General features: G+C 40.4%; 18 protein-coding genes, 1 tRNA gene and 1 pseudogene. 7 read left to right on the top strand and 13 right to left on the bottom strand.

The features are described 5' to 3' along the window. Positions 1 to 122 precede the first annotated feature (122 nt). The 4 genes from G0Q07_RS19600 (at position 123) to pyrF (ending at position 5,069) form a co-directional block, all read left to right on the top strand. The gene (locus G0Q07_RS19600; protein WP_163348747.1) at positions 123 to 1,787 is read left to right on the top strand and encodes an AMP-binding protein; all 1,665 of its coding nucleotides are present in this window, start codon (positions 123 to 125) and stop codon (positions 1,785 to 1,787) included. Between the two features lie 273 nt (positions 1,788 to 2,060). Beyond that, a complete protein-coding gene (locus G0Q07_RS19595; protein ID WP_246222944.1) occupies positions 2,061 to 3,086 on the top strand; it encodes an AIR synthase related protein in 1,026 nt (341 codons plus the stop codon). 8 nt (positions 3,087 to 3,094) lie between these two features. Beyond that, positions 3,095 to 4,180, top strand: a complete 1,086-nt coding sequence (prfA, locus tag G0Q07_RS19590) for a peptide chain release factor 1 (protein WP_163348746.1) — start codon at positions 3,095 to 3,097, stop codon at positions 4,178 to 4,180. A gap of 55 nt (positions 4,181 to 4,235) precedes the next feature. Further along, complete coding sequence (pyrF, locus tag G0Q07_RS19585) at positions 4,236 to 5,069, top strand: orotidine-5'-phosphate decarboxylase (RefSeq protein ID WP_163348745.1); 834 nt, start codon at positions 4,236 to 4,238, stop codon at positions 5,067 to 5,069. A 179-nt stretch (positions 5,070 to 5,248) separates the two neighbouring features. Here pyrF and G0Q07_RS19580 read toward each other — a convergent pair whose 3' ends face one another. Further along, positions 5,249 to 6,724: a Gfo/Idh/MocA family protein gene (locus G0Q07_RS19580; RefSeq protein ID WP_163348744.1), complete on the bottom strand. Its 1,476-nt coding sequence runs from the start codon at positions 6,722 to 6,724 to the stop codon at positions 5,249 to 5,251. Positions 6,725 to 6,889: 165 nt separating this feature from the next. Continuing rightward, positions 6,890 to 7,516 carry a fasciclin domain-containing protein gene (locus G0Q07_RS19575; protein WP_163348743.1) on the bottom strand — a complete coding sequence of 209 codons (627 nt, stop codon included), beginning with the start codon at positions 7,514 to 7,516 and terminating at the stop codon, positions 6,890 to 6,892. A gap of 776 nt (positions 7,517 to 8,292) precedes the next feature. On the opposite strand from G0Q07_RS19575, the gene G0Q07_RS19570 reads away from it, so the two are divergent. Then, complete coding sequence (locus G0Q07_RS19570; RefSeq protein WP_163348742.1) at positions 8,293 to 8,685, top strand: hypothetical protein; 393 nt, start codon at positions 8,293 to 8,295, stop codon at positions 8,683 to 8,685. A 293-nt stretch (positions 8,686 to 8,978) separates the two neighbouring features. Here the strand turns inward: G0Q07_RS19570 and clpX are convergent, their stop codons facing one another. From clpX to G0Q07_RS19540, 6 genes and pseudogenes are all read right to left on the bottom strand, one after another. Next, a complete protein-coding gene (clpX, locus tag G0Q07_RS19565) occupies positions 8,979 to 10,211 on the bottom strand; it encodes an ATP-dependent Clp protease ATP-binding subunit ClpX (protein ID WP_203532613.1) in 1,233 nt (410 codons plus the stop codon). Beyond that, a pseudogene (locus G0Q07_RS19560) lies at positions 10,211 to 10,722 on the bottom strand (ATP-dependent Clp protease proteolytic subunit). The gene clpX and the pseudogene G0Q07_RS19560 overlap by 1 nt, the downstream one beginning before the upstream one ends. 279 nt (positions 10,723 to 11,001) lie before the next feature. Then, complete coding sequence (tig, locus tag G0Q07_RS19555; RefSeq protein ID WP_163348741.1) at positions 11,002 to 12,363, bottom strand: trigger factor; 1,362 nt, start codon at positions 12,361 to 12,363, stop codon at positions 11,002 to 11,004. 75 nt (positions 12,364 to 12,438) lie between these two features. After that, positions 12,439 to 12,520, bottom strand: a tRNA-Leu gene (locus G0Q07_RS19550). Positions 12,521 to 12,629: 109 nt separating this feature from the next. Then, a complete protein-coding gene (locus G0Q07_RS19545; RefSeq protein ID WP_163348740.1) occupies positions 12,630 to 13,571 on the bottom strand; it encodes a LysR substrate-binding domain-containing protein in 942 nt (313 codons plus the stop codon). A 117-nt stretch (positions 13,572 to 13,688) separates the two neighbouring features. After that, a complete protein-coding gene (locus tag G0Q07_RS19540) occupies positions 13,689 to 14,204 on the bottom strand; it encodes a TrmH family RNA methyltransferase (protein WP_163348739.1) in 516 nt (171 codons plus the stop codon). Between the two features lie 152 nt (positions 14,205 to 14,356). Between G0Q07_RS19540 and G0Q07_RS19535 the strand changes: the two genes are divergently transcribed. Both G0Q07_RS19535 and G0Q07_RS19530 read left to right on the top strand, forming a co-directional pair. Next, on the top strand, positions 14,357 to 15,151 hold the full coding sequence (locus G0Q07_RS19535) for a hypothetical protein (RefSeq protein WP_163348738.1): 795 nt from the start codon (positions 14,357 to 14,359) through the stop codon (positions 15,149 to 15,151). Between the two features lie 355 nt (positions 15,152 to 15,506). Next, complete coding sequence (locus tag G0Q07_RS19530; protein WP_163348737.1) at positions 15,507 to 16,079, top strand: PepSY-associated TM helix domain-containing protein; 573 nt, start codon at positions 15,507 to 15,509, stop codon at positions 16,077 to 16,079. A gap of 107 nt (positions 16,080 to 16,186) precedes the next feature. On the opposite strand, the gene G0Q07_RS19525 is transcribed toward G0Q07_RS19530, so the two are convergent. The 5 genes from G0Q07_RS19525 to G0Q07_RS19505 form a co-directional block, all read right to left on the bottom strand. Continuing rightward, positions 16,187 to 17,776, bottom strand: coding sequence for a lytic transglycosylase domain-containing protein (locus tag G0Q07_RS19525; protein ID WP_163348736.1), 1,590 nt, complete (start codon positions 17,774 to 17,776; stop codon positions 16,187 to 16,189). A gap of 93 nt (positions 17,777 to 17,869) precedes the next feature. Further along, complete coding sequence (locus G0Q07_RS19520; protein WP_163348735.1) at positions 17,870 to 18,478, bottom strand: DUF5683 domain-containing protein; 609 nt, start codon at positions 18,476 to 18,478, stop codon at positions 17,870 to 17,872. Positions 18,479 to 18,566: 88 nt separating this feature from the next. Continuing rightward, the gene (locus tag G0Q07_RS19515) at positions 18,567 to 19,430 is read right to left on the bottom strand and encodes a ParB/RepB/Spo0J family partition protein (RefSeq protein ID WP_163348734.1); all 864 of its coding nucleotides are present in this window, start codon (positions 19,428 to 19,430) and stop codon (positions 18,567 to 18,569) included. 21 nt (positions 19,431 to 19,451) lie between these two features. Continuing rightward, the gene (locus G0Q07_RS19510; RefSeq protein ID WP_163348733.1) at positions 19,452 to 20,252 is read right to left on the bottom strand and encodes a ParA family protein; all 801 of its coding nucleotides are present in this window, start codon (positions 20,250 to 20,252) and stop codon (positions 19,452 to 19,454) included. Positions 20,253 to 20,375: 123 nt separating this feature from the next. Next, the gene (locus G0Q07_RS19505) at positions 20,376 to 21,371 is read right to left on the bottom strand and encodes a bifunctional heptose 7-phosphate kinase/heptose 1-phosphate adenyltransferase (RefSeq protein WP_203532612.1); all 996 of its coding nucleotides are present in this window, start codon (positions 21,369 to 21,371) and stop codon (positions 20,376 to 20,378) included. Positions 21,372 to 21,382 lie beyond the last annotated feature (11 nt).

Genomic DNA, 21,382 nt, shown 5'->3' with positions numbered 1-21,382 from the left:
GTTATTTGTGAGTAGGATGTGTTTCGTAGAGGAAAATGAAGTCACATAACCACCACAGATTTTTTGCTATTTTTGGCGCGTTTATTTGAGCAAACAGATTTGCTTTAAGAGAGACAGAAAATATGATTAACAAAACAAGATTGACTTTGCCGGCATTGTTTTACAATTCGGTGGAGAAATTTGCGGATAATACCTCGGTAAAGTTTGCCGGTGAAGAGGATTTCACTTACAAACAAATGGGAGAGGATGTGGAGCTTTTGGCGGAACTTTTAGTAGGACTGGGCATTGGTAAAGGCGATAAAGTAGCCATTTTAAGCACCAATATGCCAAACTGGGGAAAAGCTTTTTTTGCTACTTCGGTAGTTGGGGCAGTGGCTGTTCCTATTTTACCCGATTTCCATTCGAATGAGATTGAGACGATTATAGAACACTCCGAATCAAAATTGCTGTTTGTTTCCGAGGGGCTCTACAAATCGGTGAGTCCGGGTGTTTCTGATATTGTAGAGCATATGGTTTTGGTGGATAACTTTGCTGTAATTCCCAAACAAATGCCGGCAGAACTTTTAACGAAATTAACTTCTTCGTTGCCTCTAACCACCCGTAAGTTTTTACCTGTTGATGTGGTGGAAGAAGATCTGGCATCGATTATTTATACATCGGGTACTACGGGTAGCTCAAAAGGAGTGATGCTTACGCACAAAAATCTGGCGTGGACAGCGCAACAAAGTCGTACGTTACAGCGGATAACTCCTGTCGACAGGTTTATTTCCATATTGCCACTGTCGCATACACTCGAAAATACGGTGGGCTTTTTATTGCCGTTCATGTACGGCGCATCGGTTCATTATCTGCGGAAACCTCCTGTAGCATCGGTGTTAATGCCGGCATTGCAAGAGGTTAAGCCTACTGTAATGTTATCGGTGCCACTCATTATCGAGAAGGTTTACAAGGCAAAAATTCAACCAGCTTTCCAAAAAAGCGGGATGATGCGTTTTCTAACTTCGTTTGCGCCAACACGAAAATTAATGCATAAAATTGCGGCTAAAAAGCTACATAAAACATTTGGCGGGCACTTGCACTTTTTCGGAATTGGTGGTGCAAAACTTGACTCAACAGTTGAACGCTTTTTATTTGAAGGCGGATTCCCGTACGCCATTGGTTATGGATTAACCGAAACGGCACCTCTGTTATCAGGGGCAGTAGGAAAATACAGGAGAGTAGGTTCTGCTGGAATTGCCATGAAAGGTGTCTCATTGCGCATCGCCAATCCTGATCCGGCAACCGGTGAGGGCGAAATTCAGGCAAAAGGCGAGAATGTTATGAGAGGTTATTATAAAGCTCCTGACATTACCAAAGATGTTTTTACCGAAGATGGCTGGTTTCGCACCGGTGACCGGGGAATGTTTGATAAACAAAATTTGCTGCACATTAAAGGCCGTATAAAAACGATGATTGTGGGGGCCAGTGGCGAAAATATTTACCCCGAAGAAATTGAAACGGTGATTAACAAAATGCGTTTTGTATTGGAATCGCTGGTGGTTGAAAAGAAAGGTAAACTGGTAGCCATGATTCATTTGAACACCGAGGAAATGGAAGAACATTTTAAACAATTGAAAGAGGACGCACAGCATTATTTTACTGAAAGATCGGATGAAATATTGGAGGAGATCATGAAAAAAGTGAACCAGGAAGTGAATAAGTTTTCGCGGATCAATCAGGTTGTATTGCAGCCAAATCCTTTTGAACGTACGCCAACAAGAAAGATTAAGCGCTTTTTATACGCTTAGCTATCACGATATTTTAACAATTAAGGAAGGACGTATGAAGTCTTTCCTTTTTTTGTTTGTCTGCCTGGGAATAATGACAGACAATCGATTAGAAATTGTTACTTTTGTAGCCACAAAAATCACGTAGTAAATGGTAACGGAATCAAGATATAGTGCAAGGGGGGTTTCGGCCTCGAAAGAAGATGTGCACGAAGCAATTAAGAATGTAGACAAAGGTCTTTTTCCAAAGGCATTCTGCAAAATTGTTCCCGATATTTTAGGGGGCGATGCGGAATGGTGCAATATTATGCACGCCGATGGGCAGGAACAAAATCGGCATTGGCGTACATGTACTGGAAAGAAACCGGCGACGTATCGGTGTGGAAAGGAATAGCTCAGGATGCATTAATCATGAATGTTGACGACTTGCTTTGTGTTGGTGCAACCGATAATATTTTGGTGTCGTCGACCATTGGCCGTAACAAAAACAATATTCCGGGCGAAGTTATTGCAGCTATCATTAACGGAACCGAAGAGTTGCTTGCCAACCTGCGCGAAATGGGTGTGAGCATTTATTCAACCGGCGGAGAAACTGCTGATGTCGGTGATTTGGTTCGCACAATCATTGTTGACTCAACGGTTACTTGCCGAATGAAAAAAGCAGATGTGGTGTCGGCCGATAAAATTGCTGCCGGAGATGTAATTGTTGGTTTGTCATCATCGGGAACGGCAACTTACGAAACGGAATACAACGGTGGAATGGGAAGTAACGGATTAACTTCGGCCCGCCACGATGTTTTTGCCAATTATCTGGCCGATAAATACCCGGAGAGTTTTGATCCGGAAGTTCCGTCAGACTTGGTTTATTCAGGGGGAAAAAAGCTGACTGATGCTATTGAAGGATTAAATATTGATGCCGGCAAGCTGGTACTTTCGCCAACACGAACTTATGCTCCGGTAATTAAAAAAGTGCTGGACAAGTATCGCTCACAAATTTCAGGAATGATTCATTGTTCGGGAGGAGCGCAAACAAAAGTATTGCATTTTGTCGAGAATGTTCATGTTGTAAAAGATAATATGTTTCCGGTACCGCAGCTGTTCAAACTAATTCAGGAGCAATCGGGTACCAACTGGAAAGAAATGTACAAGGTGTTCAACATGGGGCACCGTTACGAAATATACTGCAGTGCCGATGTGGCCAACGAGATTATTGAAATCTCAAAATCGTTCAACATCGATGCACAAATTATTGGAAAAGTTGAACCTTTCGACGGTAAGAAATTGACAATTAAGTCGGAGAAAGGGGAATTCATTTATTAAAGAAAACCATGGCAGAATACGCATTATTAGAAAAGTTTGAATCGATAAAGCACCGCTTCGAGGAAGTAGAGCAGCAGATTACCGATCCTGAGGTGATTGCTGATATGAAGCGTTACGTAAAGCTGAATCAGGAATACAAAAACCTGCAAAAGTTAGTTGAAAAGTTTCAGGAATTTAAAAATCTGGTTGATAATATCCAGACCGGGAAAGAAATGCTGGCCGAGGAAAGCGATGAAGAAATGCGCGAAATGGCGCGTGAGGAAATCGAAGAGTCGGAAAAACGTATCCCTGAACTTGAGAAGGAAATAAAAATGTTGCTTGTTCCGGCCGATCCGGAAGATGCCAAAAATGCAATTCTTGAAATCCGTGCCGGAACCGGTGGCGATGAGGCAAGTATTTTTGCCGGCGACCTGTTCCGCATGTACAGTAAGTTTTGCGAACAAAAAGGCTGGCGTATGGAAGTTACCAATGCCAACGAAGGAACCGCAGGTGGTTTTAAAGAGATTGTTGCCAATATTAGCGGCGAAGGTGTTTACGGCGTTATGAAATACGAATCGGGAGTGCACCGTGTGCAGCGTGTACCACAAACCGAAACACAGGGACGGGTGCATACGTCGGCAGCAACAGTAGCGGTTTTGCCTGAAGCGGATGAATTTGATGTGGAATTAAAAACCGAGGATATCCGTCGTGATGAATACTGTTCGTCAGGCCCTGGTGGACAGTCGGTGAATACCACTTATTCGGCCATTCGTTTAACGCACATTCCAACCGGAATTGTAGTTACTTGTCAGGATCAGAAATCGAAGCTGAAAAACCTTGACAAAGCAATGGGAGAGCTGCGTACCCGATTGTACAATATGGAGTACCAGAAATATATCGACGAGATTTCATCGAAACGGAAAACAATGGTTTCTACCGGCGACCGGTCAGCGAAAATTCGTACGTACAACTGGCCACAGGGAAGGGTTACCGATCACCGTATTAACCTTACTATGTACAACTTGCAGGCAATTATTAATGGCGAAATTAGTGAAATCATTGAAAAATTGATGCTCGAAGAAAACGCCGCAAAACTTAAAGAAGCAGAAATTTAAAAACAATAAATGGAGGTTTTCGGACTTCGGTCCCCAGACTTCTAACTTTTTTATCATGAATCAACAACAACTATTTGAGCAGATCCAAAAAAAGCGCAGTTTTCTTTGCGTGGGTTTGGATACCGATATTCAAAAAATTCCACAACACTTGAAAGATACGTCTGACCCGGTCTTTTCATTCAACAAAGAAATTATTGATGCCACTGCCGGGTTTTCGGTGGCTTATAAACCCAATCTGGCATTTTACGAAAGTTTGGGATCGAAAGGAATGGAAAGCCTGGAAAAAACTGTGAGGTATATAAAATCTAAATTCCCTGAAATTTTTGTGATTGCAGATGCCAAACGTGGAGATATTGGCAATACATCGAATTTATATGCACGTGCATTTTTCGATCAGCAGGATTTTGATGCGGTAACCGTTGCGCCCTACATGGGCGAAGACTCGGTAAAACCGTTTATGACTTACCTCGACAAATGGGTGATTCTTTTGGCGCTTACATCAAATAAAGGAGCATCCGATTTTCAGTTTATCGAAGACAAAGAAAGTGGCGACAAGTTGTTTGAAACGGTTTTAAAAACATCGCAAAACTGGGGAACCACAGAGAATCTGATGTATGTAGTTGGAGCTACAAAAGCGGAGAAACTGAAAGAAATTCGCACGATTGTTCCTAATCACTTTTTGTTAGTACCGGGCGTGGGAGCGCAAGGTGGTAGCTTGCAGGAAGTAGCAAAAAACGGAATGAACAGCAAATGTGGTTTGTTGGTGAATTCGTCGCGTGGAATTATCTACGCTTCGTCGGAAACTGATTTCGCAACAAAAGCTGGAGCAGCAGCAGCAGGAGTTCAGAAAGAAATGGAAGTGCTGTTGAAAGAGGCCGGATTGATTTAGATTGTAAGAATTAAAGAAAGGCAGTTTACCTAAGCGCTAAGCGCTTAGAATCAAAAGCATAAAAAAGGGATGTCGTTTATTCGGTATCCCTTTTTCGTCATTCTGAACTTGTTTAAGAATCTTTTTCAAGTAGATCCTGAAATGAATTCAGGATAACGATTTTTCACAATAATACTGTTTTAAATCTGCTCCCAGCCGCTACGGTAAGTGTGCCTGATCCACTCTTCGGCCATTTTTTGCGCCGATAGAGTTTCGTAATCTTTGTTAAAAGTCGGATCACCGTTAATTACATCAAAATTGTCTTTTTTCAATACGCGAATGGTATCCGATGGACGAATATTTGTAAATCGCATATTCGGTCCGTCCCACTCCAACTTGCGCTGAAGGCTTTGCAATCGAACAGCCAGCACACCCATAACAACCATTTCGTTTAATGGGCCGGCATAGGCAAAATTCGACGAGGCTTCAACACGTGCATCTTTACTTTCTTTGCAGGCTCTTATCCAGTCTTGTTCATGTCCGCCTTCCATGGCATTATAAATGCGTCGAATCGATTTATCCGGCTCTTGAAAATGAGCCATTTCTGCTGTTGGCAATAAGGTTGGATTAGCAGCGTAAGTGCCACACATAATCTTCCCTTTTGTACCGTAGAAAATACAACCACCACCGTCGTCGCCCATCTGTTCGCCATCTTTTAATTCATCGGGTCGTGGTGGCATAAAACCACCGTCGTACCAATTTACGGTAACTGCGGGCATGGCTACTTTTGGGAGATTATCACGGCGATCAAATTCGTAACGTACAAACTCTGCATTTGGTGCCGAATCATTATTAAATGGTGTTGAACTGCCTTCAACTGTTTTCGGATATTTTAAGTTTAATGCTTTAAAAACAGGATCGAGAATATGGCATCCCATATCGCCGAGTGCTCCGGTTCCAAAATCCCACCAGCCACGCCAGTTCCATGGGTGGTAAATGGGGTTGTATTCCGTAAACTTTGCCGGGCCTATAAATAAATCCCAATCCAGTGTTTTGGGAATTCTTTTGCTTTTTTCCGGTCGGGTTAAACCCTGTGGCCATATCGGGCGGTTAGTCCAGGTGTCAACATGGGTAACCTCACCAATTGTTCCGGCCCAAATCCATTCGCAAATCTGGCGAATACCGTCGGCCGAATTTCCCTGGTTGCCCATTTGTGTGGCAACGCCGTAACGTGCTGCGGTTTCGGTCATAATTCGCGATTCGTAAACCGAATGCGTCAATGGTTTCTGTAGAAAAACATGTTTCCCTTCGCGCATAGCCATTAATGCCGGCAGGGCGTGGGTATGATCCGGAGTAGCAATCATTACCGCGTCAATATCTTTCTGCTCTTCCAGCATCACCCTGAAATCTTTGTACTGCTTGGCCCGGTACCAACGCTCAAATGCGTTTCTTCCGGCGTAATCCCAGTCTACATCGCATAAGGCAACGATGTTTTCGGTTTCCATGAATTTCAGGTTGGTAAAACCTTTTCCTCCAACACCGATTCCGGCAATATTTAGTTTGTCGCTGGGTGGTTTATGACCAAGCCCTGCAATAACATTAGAGGGAAGAATTGTAGCGGCGGCAATACTTGCTGCCGTTGTTCCTATAAATTTTCTACGTGATAAATTGCTCATTTTCTTGTTTTCGAAAAAAATCACGGGAAAATAGAAAAAATAAAAGGCTTAACCTATTGATTAAGGTTTTTGAAGAAAGATTAACACTAATTTGCTGTAAACAAAAAAGGAGCGACTTATAAAAGCCGCTCCTTTAACGTTTCATGGCGTTGAAATTATTTTAGACTACTCAATTGGCAGAATAACCGCATCGATTACATGTATGATTCCATTTGATGCTGAGATGTTAACAAAATCGGGAACAAGATTTGCAGTATTTCCAACTGCCCAAATTTTCAGGTCTTTGTCAACCTTAAAGGTTGCACCTTCTAGCAGTGTTTCAATCGTTCTTGGATTCTTTTTAGGAACTACACTGTTTGCAGCTCTTCTTCCATCAGTAACATGGTACAGTAGAACATTAAGAACTAAGTCTGCCGGAAGGTCGCTAATGCTTTCCACTCCCAAGGCGTCGTAAAGAGCCATAAATGCATCGTTGGTTGGTGCAAAAACCGTATACTGATCGGTACCGTTTAAGAACATGTCAACCAATTCAGTTTCCAATTCTTCGTCAACATAAAAAAGTGCTCCAACTAACTCTGAAAAACCTGCATCGATAGCAATTGCGGCAATGGATGCGTCACCGGGAGGCAATGCTTTACCAGCTTTTAATGCTGAGTCTTCACTAAATTCACTTTGTGGGATGTAGTCGTCGTTTTCTTTTTCACAACTTACAAATGCCATACTTACAGCTATTGCTGCTACAATGGTTAAACTTCTTAAGCCAAACATGTTTTTTAAATTTCTTGTTTTCATTTCTGTAGATTTTTAATGAGTTTAAAATGTAATTACACTCAAAACAGTAAACAATTCATTAATGTTTAATAAAGAATTAAAAAAAATAAACAAAAATAAAAATATGGCTGAAATATGCCTGTGCAATGCTTTATATACAAGGGTTTATGTATAAAAGTTAAAGAAAGTTAAAAAAGATTATATAGGGAACATATAAATTAAAAGCAAAAAAAACCGAAAAGAGAAGTACGGTTTTAACTCATATTTTGTGCTAAGCGCTTAGCTTGCTTTTAATCCTTCGCTGGCGCGATTTTGTAAATCGTGCCTCAGCCTATAAGGCTGAAAAAGTAAAGCTTCACTTTTTGAGTGTATCAAAAGGTTCCGATTACAAATCGGAACCAGCGAGGAATAAAATTATTCAAAAGAGTATTGTAGATGTCCTAATAATATCTTTATTTGTATTAATAAACATAAAAAGTATTACCCAAATGAAAAAAAATTCTTATTTATTTTATTAGTAGGTTTTTACACTGTTTGTTTCGTGTGAGAAAACCGAACACCCTGAGATTGAAGAATTGATTGTACCTTAATACTCTGTAAGTATGGTAAAGGCTACAGAATTTGCAGTGAGTTAATTAACAAGAAAAGTGACTTGAAATCTGCTGGTACCAAAAAAGTCAAGGAACCCAAAAGAAATTCCAACGCCTGGTTTTTGAACATTAGTGTTACTAAACCAGACAACGGAGATAATTATATTAAATATAGAAGAATGATTGACGGTATAAAACCATAACACGATGAAAAAAGTTATAATAATATTAAGCATATTTTTGTTCACATCTTGTGGCGTTGGTTCTTATTATGAGTACTCAGCTAGCTTTATGTTCTTCGATGAACTAGGAAAAGATTTGTTTACGGATTCACTAGACTTAACAGATTTTCATATTACCTCAATGAGAGGTATTGCTGAAATTGCACATGTTGATACTTTGGAAGGAATAACAGTAATAGATATGTATCTAAATCCGGACGATGGGTTAATGGAAGGTTTATTCCATTTTAAGGATGATGTCGATACGATTACTGTTAGTTATACTAAAAACGAAGAGGAAATCAAAAGCGTCGTTTATAATGGAGTTCCCCTGGAGACCCAAAGTTCTACAGGGAATCTCTTCCATATCATTAAGTAATGACCGCTGCTGGCGCGATTTTGTAAATCGTTCCTCTGCCGTACAGCTGTAAAAGATAAAACAACATTTTTAGCATTAATTACAAGACCTTCAAGGTCTGACAAAGGAACAAAATCCAAGTGATAGCCTCACTCCGGATGGGACCATCACCAGCTTGCAGCACTAATCCCGAAGTTCATTCTGCGGCAATCAGCAAAATCAGTGTTACCAGCTTTCCAAGGGTTTGCAGTAAAAACAAGGCACAAAAAAACCGGACTTTTTAGTTCGGTTTTTTTGCTATATTTTATAAGTACTTAGCTTGCTTTTAATCGTCTGATACCCGATTTGTCAATTTGTCCTTCGGCGTATTCTTTAGTAATGCAGAGTTCAGTTATTTCTTCTGATGGGGCATCGAACATCGCATCGTTCATAATATTTTCGCAAATCGAACGTAATCCACGTGCACCCAACTTAAATTCAATTGCCTTGTCAACAATGTATTCCAGCGCATCTTCTTCAAATTCCAACTCAATCTCATCCAGCTTAAACAGCTTTTTGTATTGCTTGATCACTGAATTTTTTGGCTCAGTTAAAATGCGGCGAAGTGTTTCTTTATCTAAAGGATTCAGATAAGTAAGCACCGGCAAACGACCAATGATCTCCGGAATTAATCCGAATGATTTTAAATCCTGTGGCGAAACGTATTGCAACAGGTTTTCGCGCTCAATACGATCAGCATCTTTTGCTGCGCTGTAGCCAATAACTTTTGTGTTTAGTCGGTTGGCAATTTTGCGCTCAATGCCATCAAACGCGCCACCACAAACAAACAGAATATTTTTTGTATCAACCGGAATCAGTTTTTGTTCCGGGTGTTTACGTCCTCCTTGTGGCGGAACATTTACAATCGAACCTTCCAGCAGTTTCAACAAGCCTTGCTGAACGCCTTCTCCTGAAACATCTCGTGTTATCGATGGATTATCGCTCTTGCGTGCGATCTTATCAATTTCATCAACAAATACGATCCCACGTTCGGCAGCTTCCACATTATAATCGGCAGCTTGCAACAAACGTGTCAACAAGCTTTCTATATCTTCACCAACATAACCGGCTTCCGTAAGTACCGTCGCGTCAACAATGGTAAACGGAACATGTAACATTTTTGCAATGGTGCGTGCCAACAAGGTTTTTCCCGTACCCGTTTCGCCAACTAAAATAATGTTCGACTTTTCAATCTCGGTTTCATCATCGTCAACTTTTTGTGTCAAACGTTTGTAATGATTGTAAACCGAAACCGATAGAACACGTTTTGCGCGATTCTGGCCAATAACGTATTGATCAAGAAAATCCTTAATCTCTTTTGGCTTGAGCAGTTGAATATCATCCAAATCGAAAGAGCTTGATGTTTTCACCTCTTCCTGAATTATGGAGTTAGCCTGCTCGGCACAACGGTCGCAAATGTGTCCGTCAATCCCCGCTATCAGAAGATTTACTTCTTTCTTTTCCCGTCCGCAGAACGAACACTTATCCATCTTTTCTTTATTTGGCATTACTTGTTATTTCTAACTAAAATTTCATCGATCATACCATAGGCAACCGCTTCCTTCGCTGTCATCCAGTAATCCCGATCTGAGTCTTTTTCAATTTGTTCTTTCGTTTGGCCTGAGTGATCGGCCAGAATTGAATAGAGTTCATTCTTGATTTTAATAATCTCGCGAGCGGTGATCTCAATATCAGACGCCTGCCCTGAGCTCCACCCATTGGCTGGTGGATCATTATTCGAGAATGGGTTAATGCAGAACGTTTTCCTTTCTGTCCGGCTGTCATTAACACAGCCGCCATTGAAGCTGCCATACCTGTACAGATGGTAGCAACATCGGCAGAAATGTATTGCATGGTATCGTAAATACCCAATCCGGCATGTACGGAACCTCCCGGTGAGTTGAAGTAGATCTGAATGTCTTTCGACGGATCGGTCGACTCGAGGAACAGCAATTGTGCCTGAATAATGTTAGCCACTGTATCGTCAATTGGTACACCAAGGAAAATGATACGGTCCATCATTAAACGCGAAAATACATCCATTGATGCTACGTTTAACTGGCGCTCTTCGATAATTGTTGGCGAAATATAACTGCCATATACCGATGTATATTTGTCCATTGTTAAGCTGCTGATACCAGCATGCTTCGTTGCATATTTTTTAAATTCGTTGTTGTCCATTTTTATAATTGCTTGTAAAAAAAATAACTTTGCAAATTCGGTTTCTTCGATTTACAAAGTTATAAAAAAGATTCACGCTGATGCACTCAGCAAAATATTTTCAGATGAATACAGGTTCTATTGGTTTGCCTGCATCATTTCGTTGAATTTTTCCTGCGATACTTCTTCTTCCTGAATAGTAACTTTTTCTTTCACTACTTCTACAACTTTGTCTTCCAATAATTTTTTGTAGATACGTTCTTTTTCTTCAGGTTTTTCAAGCATCATTTTTGCGAACGATTCCAGTTGCTCCTCCGGTGCATCTTGGATACCGTACTGCTGGAACTGTGCCATTGCCATTTTCTTGGCAAAGTCTTCAGCTTCTTCCGCTTCAATTGTTAGTTCGTTTTCTTTTGCAATATTGTCTTTAATCAATTGCCATTTCAGGTCAAGAATAAATGCCGGGAACTCCTTCTCAATTTGCTCCGGTGTTAATTCTTTATTTACAGCATTTAACCAACGTTTCAAAAATTCCTCTGGTAACTCCAGTTCCGTTTTTTCAACCAGCGCATCGCGCGTGTCTAATGAGAATTTATGATCGGATGAAAGGGCCAGGTTTTTAGCCAGATCTTCTTTTATCTGTGCTTTAAAATCTTCCAGCGTTTTGATTTCAGTTTCCTCGCCATAAAGTTTTTTGAACAATTCTTCGTTCAATTCTGCTTTTTGGAACTGAAGAATTTCTGTAACGGTATATCTGAAATCGCTTTCCAGTGTGTCAGCTTCTTCATGCTTGATGTTAAGCATGTGCGAAACTTCGTGGTTATTTTCGAACGCTTTTATCGGGTTGAAAACGATAATGTCGTCTTTTTTGCAACCGATAAATGCATTTTTAACTTCTTCGTCTTTGATTTTGTCAACCGCCAAAAGAACGCCTTCCGGAGCAATTCCGCCTTCAACTTCATTTCCTTCTGCATCAAGCTGAACAAAATTACCACGAACAGAACTGTCTTCTTTTGCTTCCTCAGCAGGTATATTTTCTCCCAGCTGTGACGCTGCCATGTCAACTTGCTGCTGAATCATGTCATCAGAAACGGCAATATTGTAGTAAGTGTATTTGTTGCGCTTATCGAGCGATACGTTTACTTCTGGAGACAAAGCTACGTCGAAAGCAAATTCAAACGTCTCGTCTTTCTCCCAATCGATTGGCTTTTGTTTTTCCTCGTTTGGCATAGGCTCGCCAAGTATCGGAAGTTTTTCATCCATCATGTATTTCGACAGGTTTTGAGAGATCAGTTTATTTACCTCTTCAACCAAAACTGCAGTTCCAAATCTTTTTTTGATTAAGCCTGCCGGAACTTTACCGGGGCGAAATCCTGGGATTGTGGCTTTTTGACGATAGTCTTTTAAAACATCGGCAACTTGTTTTTCATAGTCAGTTTTTTCGATGGTAAGGTTGATTACCGCGTTAACCTGGTCGATGTTTTCTAAATTAATGTTCATGATGATAAATTTTTTATACCCCTAAAATGCAAAAAACGCCAACCTTTTATAATTAAGGTCGGCGGTTTTTTTGAGTGCGGATGAAGGGACTCGAACCCCCACGCCATAAGGCACTAGATCCTAAGTCTAGCGCGTCTACCAATTCCGCCACATCCGCGAATTGCGGCGCAAAGATATATAAAAAATTTATTTTGCAATAAATTCAGGGAGAAAAATTCGGAAGTACGCTTTATTTAATAATCAAGATTGTAGTTTGCGTCCTTTTATTAGCGCCATTCTACAATTGTTCCACGGTTTTCGTCCTGTAACTCTTCCGGAACTGATTCTTTAATTTCCCGCCAAAGCAGGTTGATTAACTTGTGTTTTGCATAATGCCGCGAGTACACTAAACTAACTTCCCGAAGTGGTTTAAGGTTGGTGAAATTTTCCACGTTGTAAGCTCTTTTTTGCGACATGGTAGCTTTTGCCAACTCCGGGATAAGTGTAATTCCTCCTTCGCGGTCAACAATGTTCATTAATGTTTCCAGCGATCCGGCTTCAAAGTGAAATGGCAGTTGACTGTCGGTAGTTCCCAAATAAGAACAGAGGTTAACCACCTGGTTGCGGAAACAGTGTCCGTCGCTAAGCAGCCATATTTCAGGCGTTGCAATGTCTTCAACGGTAATTTCTTTTTGTTTATGTAGTTTGTGTCCGCTGTTGGCATAAATAAGCATTTCCTCGTAAAACAAAGGCTTTTCGAGTATTTTCTCTTCGTGCAGAGGAGTTACCAGGATACCAACATCAATTAGATCTTTGTGTAATAAATTGATAATGTTTTCAGTTGTTGCTTCAACCACTTTAATGAAAATATTCGGGTACTTCTTTTTGTAATTTCCCACAAAAATTGGGAGTAAGTAGGGTGCCAGCGTTGGTATAATTCCAATGCGCAACATGCCCGAGACCTGGTTTTTATGGTCTTTTACAATGTTGTTTACCTCTTCTGCCTGTTTTAAAACTACTCTGGCCTGTTCAACAATCCGAATTCCAACATCGGTAGGAATAAGTGGTTGTTTACTTCTGTCGAAAATTATAATCTCCAGGTCTTCTTCCAGCTTTTTTATTTGCATGGAAAGCGTTGGCTGTGTAATAAAACATGCCTCGGCGGCTTTGCCAAAATGACGATGAGTGTCAACGGCAACTATGTACTCTAGTTGGGTTAGGGTAATCATGGCGTAAGTCGATTTTTGTTTTAAAGATAGAAATAATCTATAACTATAAGCGTTAAGCCAGAGTTAATTTCAATTTTGTAAAATGAGTGTTGATAATACCGATTCGGAATTAAAATATTAAATGCTGGTGTTTTGGCGATACCATTCAAAAGCGGCAACCGACAGTGCGTTTGAAATATTTAACGATTTACAAGCACCGGGCATGGGGATATAAACGCTTTTATTGGCAATTTTTATTATGTTCTCAGGAAGCCCGTGCGATTCGCTACCCGCCAGTAAAATTGTTTTTTTTGGTAGTTTTTCGCGATAGATATTTGTGGCGCCATCGCAGGTTTCTAAAATGGTAAGCTGATAATCGGCATCCAGTAATTTCAAAAAATCGCTTTCTGAAATAAAACGCCACTTCATCTGATCGTATGAAAAACCAGCCGTTTTTTTAATCTTCGATTCCCGGTGATTTTCAGCTTCTCGCACAAACAACGCTTCTGTAGCTCCAAGGTTGTGAGCCAGCCGAATGATCTTTCCAATATTTTCGGCATTCGACAAACGCCAGGCAGCAATTATTATCGCACTTGTATCAGGGAAAATTTCGGCATCTTTTGTATTAAAAAATTGTACAGAATTGGTGTTCATGATAATAAGCTGACTTTTCTGTGTTACTATTAAAATACTACTTTTGTATAAAAGATTATAGATGAAACGAGCATAATACAAAGTCAGTATAATACTGTAAGGTATGATTATGCGAGTTTCATGAGTTGCCAAAAATAAACAATTATAAACGAATGAAGATTTCTGCTCAATACCTGGTGCTTTTTGTACTAATAATTTTTGTTTCATGTGGCCCTTCGGATGAGGATAAGGCGCGTGTAAAGATCGATCTGGCTAAAAACCTGCTGGCAAAAAACGATACAGCGAAGGCCATTCGCACGTTGGATAGTATTCCAAAATTGTACCCCGAGGCGATGTATTCGGCCAACGCAGCTAAAAATCTGTTGCAAGAAGTTCGTTTTCAGGTGATGCAGCGCAAGGAGGCAGAACTAGATTCTGCAACAGTGCAGGTTGCCGAGCTGGAAAAATCCTTCGTAAAAGAAAAGACGGAATTTGACCGGTATACACAATATATTCACAAGCGTCAGACATTTAAAAGGGCGTGGGATCGTTCGTACATTCAGGTGCATTTAGATGAGCGTGGCGAATTATATTTAAGCAGTAATTATCATGGCGAAAACTGGTTGGACCACACCGGGCTTCGTGTTTACGACAGTGGCGACGATGCAAAAACCGACCAGATTCCAATTGATTCGGGAGATAACCACCGCAGCGATTTTATGGAAGCGAAGTGGGAAAAGGTATCGTACCGAAACGGGAAAGACAATGGTGTGATTGAATTTATTGCGAATAATGTAGAACGTAATCTGAAAGCAGTTTTTCTGGGTAATGAATACTATTACATTATTCTTGAAACCTACGATAAGGAAGCTGTTCGCGATGCACTTGCCTTGTCGAAAGCGATTAAAAAGAAAAATATGCTGAAGCAGGAAATAAAAGCGCTTGAGGAAAAACTTAATATTCAGTAACAATAGAAAAACTGAAGAATTCAACGGCAATTATTTTAGGCATTTTTATACTGCTTGCTTTTGGTATGTTTGCTGATCCTTTTTTCTGAAAAAGCAACTGGAGCTTCAATCAGGCGATACGATTAAAGTAAACCGACTGGAGCGTCCTCAATTGCTGATTTATAGAGACGGAAATTCCAACGCTCTTTACGCGGCTTGTTCTATTATTGATATCAATACAACCCCAAATAATGAGTCTTTTTACATACAAATTCCACTCCGGGAAAAGTAATGGGAATTATGTTATTTTTGGTCCCAAAATTAGAGCCGGCAAAAGCATAATCTTTTACCGGCAACCTGCAATTTATTATATCGTATGACCAAAAATACTGGCAGAGCAAAACAAGCAAAACTAATTCGGAATTTCAGAAAAGTACACCGTACCACAGGAGTTTTGTTGTTTGTATTATTCATATTTATCTCTGTATCTGGAATTTTGTTGACCTGGAAAAAGAACAGTGGTGGTCTTATTCTTGCAAAATCGCAAACAGGAACTTCCACGGAGTTGAGTGAATGGCTAACCATTGACAGCCTGCACGCTATAGCATTTCAGGTTTATCACGATTCTATTTCTGCCCAGAAGACGCCCGAATTGGATAAGATTGATGTGCGTCAGAGCAAGGGGATGATAAAGTTTGTGTTTGAGGAAGGTTATTGGGGCATTCAGTTAGACGGTGCCACAGGAGAACTTTTGCAGATTGAACGTCGGTGGTCGGATTTAATCGAAAATATACACGATGGTTCTGTCCTCGATCATTGGTTTCGTACTGATGGCTGGTTTAAACTAATCTATTCCAGTGTAGCTGGTTTATCATTGCTGTTATTCTGTATAACCGGATTTTGGTTGTGGTATGGGCCAAAACGAATGCGGAAGAATTCGGAACGCTGATGACACAGATTTCGTGGATATTCACTGATTAAAAAAACTGCAGTTTGCAAGGTTAACTAATTAGCTGGCGTGCATTTATTATTTGTGAAATGCGAGGATGCAAGCAATTACCCTTTTCGTTTGATTTTTAATTTCTGCCCGATATACAGTCCCCGATCGTTTTTCAACTCATTTAGGCGCATAATCTCATCAGCAGAAATTCCCACATATTTTTGAGCAATGTCCCATAATGTATCGCCTTTGCGCACAGTGTAATATTCGTAGTTCGAATCAAGCGGTTTTGTTTCGAGGGTTTTTGTAGGTGCCGAAGATTTTCCAATGGAAGCTTGCTTCTGAGAAAAAGTCATATTAGTAACCTTTTCGTACTTTTCCTTGTCTTTTTCAGGAACGTAAATGGCCAGTTTCTGTCCAACTCGAATCATATCGCGCCGAATGTTATTCCAGTATCTTAAATCGGAGGCACGCACTTTAAACCACGAAGAGATAAAGCCAACATTGTCGCCCGCTTTAACGGTGTAAACAACCTTTGCTTTTCCTTTTATATCAACAGGTGTAAAATAGCTACTGTTGCTTGTTGTTGGGTCCATTAGTGTATTCTCGGGGAAGTACTTATCGCGCTCGAAAGCAAAAATTGCGGTGTCCAGATCCACAAAGTCCAGGATCACATTATTAGGTAAAACCAAAGGATATGATTTACTCTTTTTTGCAGGAATAACATCGCGGCGATACATGGGGTTAAGTGCGCGCAATTGTTCCTTTTCGATGTGAATTTTTGCGCTGATTTGGTCAAAGTGCAGGTAGTCGTTCACCATCACAGTATCAACCGAAAGCTCAATTTCCGGGAAACGTGGAACCAAGTTGTGCTCTTTATGATATTCAAAGGCATAAGTGGCAGCAATAAAGGCTGGCACATAACCTCTTGTTTCGCGTGGCAGACGATAGTATATTTCCCAGTAATTTCTTTTTCCACCCGACCGACGAATGGCACGGTTTACATTTCCGGGGCCACAGTTGTAGGCTGCAATGGCCAAATGCCAGTTGCCGTAAATATCGTGTAGTTTACTGAGGTAGCGTGCAGCGGCATCGGTTGCTTTTACCGGATCGCGACGCTCATCAACAAACGATGTAATCTCTAGTTTCATGCTTCGGGCAGTGCCGTACATAAATTGCCACAAACCATTTGCCCCAACTCGCGAGCGTGCGGTTGGATTTAGTGCCGACTCAATTATCGCCAGGTACTTTATCTCCAGCGGCATGTCATACTTATCCAACGTTTCTTCAAAAATAGGAAAGTAGTAGGCCGATAAACCAAGCATCACTTCAACCAGATCGCGACGCCTTTCGGTGTACATTTTTATGTAGTTTTTTACCACTTTGTTGTACGATAGATCAACAACCTGCTCAATCTCTTTTAATCGATTGATGTATACTGAGTCAGGAAGGTTTTTAGGGAAATCAAGCGTTGTTACCTCCGAATTGTCGAAGTTAAATCGGTTTTGAATATCCCAAGAGCTCATCATACTGTCCATCTTTTCTGAAAAGACAGAATTCAACATGTCGTCAACATCCAATTCATTAAAACCAATAGAATCTGACTCAAGTTTTAAGTCATCAATGGTCATTGACGAATCAATATTCTGCGCCAGCGCATTCGTGAAAAATAAAATCGTAAATATATAAAGGGTAATGTATTTCATCTGTTTATAATTGTCAGTTTTAATGGTGACTCATGTAACTCGCATTATCGTGCCACTTTTAATGAGAAGCCTTTTTAGTATGCTCGTTTCAGCTTAAAAAGTAAAAGTGCAATTAACTCCATAAACGTATTGGAAGCTCTGGTATTGTATTGTTGGTTGCCAGTTTAAAGTCAGGTCTTCGCTAATATCAAAATCGTATAAGTGTGCATCAACACTGGCATCAATGATATTCAATCCGTAAAACCCAATGATACTGATAAAAAGCAGATCGCGGTTACGCCGGTAGTAACTTTGTTGTTTATCCAGCCCGGTTTTAAAGTTATTGTAAACCGTAGGGTTGTTAAGGTCGTTAATTTGAGTTGCTTCAAGTTTCATATAGGAATTGGTCGGATCTTCAGCTCCATATGGTCCTGGGCCGTCGGTTAAATCTGCATAAGCCTGACGCATAATCTTATAATTGTTGTTGTTCCAGTGAATAAAATAGCCAATAGTTCCGAAGCCGGCATATATTAACGGAATTTTCCAGTATTTTTTGTTGTAAGCCTGTCCCAGTCCCGGTAAAACTGCTGAATATATAGTGGCTTTTTTAGGTGAATGTTCAACTTCTGTTTCAGCATTTACTTTTGCAATAAAAGCTGAATCATGCGCAGTAGTTTGCCCCAACAAATTAATGCTGAAAATCAGAGGCAGTATAAGTAGCAATATTTTTGAAAAAAAACCGCGTTTAATCACACTAATAATTTTGCGCAAAAATAGAAAATACCCTTATTAATTGTGTGATCCTTAAGGTTTATTTTTGATTTTCAATTATTTTAACAATTCTTTCCAGGTCGGCTTCCGATTTAAAAGGAATGGTAATTTTGCCTTTTCCTTTGTTGTTCATTGAGAAGTCGATACGCCTGCTGAAAATCTTATCAAGTTGTGTTTTTACAATCTTAAACTCTTTGGGGAACTTAGGTTTTTTGGTGTCGCTTGGCTTTTCTTCTGTAGAGTTTAAATCACGAACTACCTCTTCAACTTTCCGAACCGAAAGACCATGTTTTATAATTTGTTCGAAAATCATGATTTGTGTATCGGCATCATCGATATTAATGATAGCTCGGGCATGACCCATTGATATTTCTTTGTCGATCAATCCTTTTTGAACGATGGCCGGAAGTTTTAACAAACGCAGGTAGTTGGCAATGGTTGAGCGTTTTTTACCCACGCGGCTACTCAATTCTTCTTGTGTATATTCCAGTTCGTCTATCAGGCGTTGGTAGCTCAGTGCTATTTCTACAGAATCAAGGTCTTCGCGCTGAATGTTTTCCACCAGCGCCATTTCCAGCATTCCATCGTCTTTGGCTTTGCGCACATACGCAGGAATTTTATTCAATCCTGCCAGTTGCGAGGCTCTGAAACGGCGTTCTCCGGCAATAATCTGGTATTTGTCGTCGCTAACTTTTCGTAAGGTAATGGGTTGTATTAATCCAATTTCTCTGATTGAGGCCGCGAGTTCTTCCAGTGCCACCACATCAAATTTCGAGCGGGGTTGAAAAGGATTTGCTTCTATCTTGCTTAATTGAATTTCGTCCAGCCCGGCGCCTTGTTGCATTTTTTCAGCATCGTCGATAAGTGCGCCTAATCCTCTTCCAAGTGCATTCCTTTTTGCCATCATAACTTACTTAAGGGTGGTTTAATTTATAACAACATTGTCTTTCGACATTTTAGTCATAGCGTTGCGCTGTAATATTTCGCGCGCCAGGTTCATGTGGTTAATTGCTCCTTTCGAGCTTGCATCGTAAAGTACCACCGGTTTTCCGTAGCTTGGTGCTTCACTTAATTTTACGTTTCGTTGAATTACAGTGTCGAATACCATTTCCTGGAAGTGATGTTTTACTTCTTCCAAAACCTGGTTCGACAGGTTTAAACGGCCATCGTACATGGTTAGAAGAAACCCTTCAATTTCCAGGTCCGGGTTTAGTCGGTTTTGAATGATTTTGATCGTATTTAATAGTTTTCCAAGTCCTTCCAATGCAAAATATTCACACTGAACAGGAATAATAACGGAGTCAGATCCAGTAAGGGCATTCACTGTTATCAATCCCAGCGATGGAGAACAATCGATAAAAATAAAATCGTACTTATCTTTCAGTGATTCCATTGCCACTTTTAGCACTTTTTCGCGATTTGGAAGGTTCAACATTTCAATTTCAGCACCAACCAAATCAATGTGAGACGGAATTATATCCAGGTTATCAATGCCGGTTTGTAAAACCGCTTTACTGGCTTCAACCTCATTTACAATGCATTCGTAAATACTCGATTGTACGTTTCTCAGGTCGAATCCCAAGCCCGATGTTGCATTGGCCTGTGGATCGGCATCAATTATCAGGACTTTCTGTTCAAGTACAGCCAGACTTGCAGCCAGATTAATTGTGGTAGTTGTTTTACCAACTCCTCCCTTCTGGTTTGCCAACGAAATTATTTTCCCCATTTATAGCGTCTTTAAAATTCTTGAGCGGTTTCAAAGTTAACAATTTACCAATAACCAAAGTGAAATTTCAGGGCCAGTAAGAGGGGTGTTTTAGTAAGCGCTTGGTTTTGAACAGTAAAGCAACTAAATTTTTTGAGATTTCATCTCTTTTTTTAGCTTCGTTTGATCGATTGGAACAACTCCAACTTTTTCGCAAACTAATCCGCCTGCCAGGTTCGACATTAGTGCCATTATTTTTGGTGGAAGCCCTGCCGCCATTGCCAAACTGGCTACTCCGATCACGGTATCTCCTGCTCCTGAAACATCGGCAATGTCGCGAATAGCAACCGGATAATACTGCTCATTTACACCGTTGCTGATAAAAACTCCCAATTCTGAAAGTGTTATGAATATCAGTTTTAATTGCTGTTCGGTTTTAAAGGTCTCAGCAGCTGCTTTTAGACTTTCCAAATCGCCTTTCATTAGTGGTAACCCGGTGCCATCAACAAACTCTTTAAAATTAGGTTTAAAGAGCGATACATTCTTATAATTTCTGAAGTTACGTTTCTTCGGATCAACAGCTGTTGGAATGCCTTTTTCCTGTGCCAGCTCGTTTATGGTTTTAAATAAATTTGGCGTAACTACTCCTTTGTCGTAATCAACAAAAACGATCACATCAACCGAGGTGGTTTCAATTTCTAATGTGATAGCATTGATCAGTTTGTTTTCCATTTCTTCCGAAATGTAATCTATTGATTCTTCATCAACCCGAACAATTTGCTTCCCCGAACTAATGATCCGGTTTTTTACCGTTGTATTTCTTGTCGGATCGATAAAGATGCCCTCGGCAGAAACATTGCGTTTATTCAAAAGATTCTGAAATTCTTTTCCATTATCGTCGTCGCCAACCACTGCAAAAAGTAGAGGAGTGGCTCCCAATGCCTGGATATTACGCGACACATTTGCCGCACCACCAAGACGGTTTTCGCGGGTGGTTACAGATACAATTGGCACGGGTGCCTCTGGAGATAAGCGATCAACTTTGCCCCAAAGATAGGTGTCAACCATCGCGTCGCCAATAACTATGGCCCGCATTTTTGAAAATCGGTCGAATATTTCGTTTACTTCTGCTTTGTTCACACAACAATGTT

The organism is Draconibacterium halophilum (assembly GCF_010448835.1).
GTDB lineage: Bacteria > Bacteroidota > Bacteroidia > Bacteroidales > Prolixibacteraceae > Draconibacterium > Draconibacterium halophilum.
This window is presented reverse-complemented; position numbering and strand designations above follow the sequence as displayed.